The organism is Pelotalea chapellei, from assembly GCF_018531195.1.
Taxonomy (GTDB): domain Bacteria; phylum Desulfobacterota; class Desulfuromonadia; order Geobacterales; family Pseudopelobacteraceae; genus Pelotalea; species Pelotalea chapellei.
In genome coordinates this window covers 1-1,151 of record NZ_JAHDYS010000038.1, presented here as the reverse complement: position 1 = coordinate 1,151, position 1,151 = coordinate 1, and the positions used below count along the sequence as shown (strand labels likewise).

The 1,151-nt window shown below is 48.2% G+C and carries 1 protein-coding gene; it reads left to right on the top strand.

The window, feature by feature from the left end:
• Window positions 1-179 precede the first annotated feature (179 nt).
• Entirely contained in the window at window positions 180-1,124 is a 945-nt protein-coding gene (locus KJB30_RS17820; RefSeq protein WP_214301719.1) for an IS110 family RNA-guided transposase, read from the top strand.
• The last annotated feature ends 27 nt before the right edge of the window (window positions 1,125-1,151 follow it).

The window sequence follows — 1,151 nt, the reverse complement described above, 5'->3', positions numbered from 1 at the left end:
TATATTCAGAGGTAGAGGGTATGGTTTTCCTTAACAACGGTGCACGGGACATGGCAGCACGACTGCCCTCTGGGCTTGAAGCCCGTGGGAGAGCTTGAAGCGCCATGTTCCTCCTTCAACATCCCGAACAGTTGCCTGGGACATTGTGATCCCGCATCCGCAAGGCCGGGAGGTGGAGAATGACTGAATCATTTATTGGCATTGATGTTAGTAAAGCAACACTCGACGTCGCAATTTTTCCAAGCGATGAGGAAGTGAGTGTTCCCAACAATGAAGCCGGGTGTCGAGATCTCGTTGTAATGTTTAAGTCCATACAGCCAAAGCTGATTGTTTTAGAGGCAACTGGTGGCTTGCAAAACCTGGTTGCCGCGATGCTTATTGCAGCGGAACTTCCAGTAGTTATTATCAATCCGCGTCAGCTCCGAGACTTTGCTAAAGCTACCGGGCAACTTGCCAAAACTGATCGTATCGATGCAAAGATGATTGCTCGCTTTGGTGAAGCCATAAAACCCGAACCAAGGCCTTTTAAAGACGACAGCAACCAAGCATTAACCGCATTGATCACCCGCAGACGCCAGATCATAGACATGATTACTGCCGAGAAGAACCGACTCGGGAGTTCTCATGTAAGCGTCAAAAAAGATATCAAAGAGACTATCGCCTGGCTTGAGAAACGCTTGGCAGAGATTGATAAAGAACTCTCAAGTACCATCAGCCAGAACGAGATCTGGAAGGGAAAAGTCGAGCTCTTAACTACCTGCAAAGGAATCGGGCCAGTAGTTTCTACAACCTTAGTATGCTCTCTTCCCGAGCTTGGGACGCTGAACCGTCACAAGATTAGTGCTCTTGTAGGCGTCTGTCCTTTTAACCGTGACAGTGGCACGATGCGCGGCAAGAGGGCCATATTTGGTGGCAGAGCTACCGTGAGAGCAATGCTATACATGGCGACACTCTCCGCTATAAAGTCAAACTCAGCTATCAAAGACTTTTATGATCGTCTAACAAAAGCCGGAAAACTGCACAAAGTGGCCATGGTAGCGTGTATGCGAAAGTTGTTGACCGTTCTCAATACCATGCTGAAAAACATGGTGCCGTGGGACCCGAATTTCATGCAACACACATAACACCTCTTGACACCTAACACAGTTGCT

What these genes read in the sequence shown, in the direction of transcription:
- KJB30_RS17820 (WP_214301719.1), top strand. Translation starts at nt 180, where the DNA reads ATGACTGAATCATTTATTGGCATTGATGTTAGTAAAGCAACACTCGAC.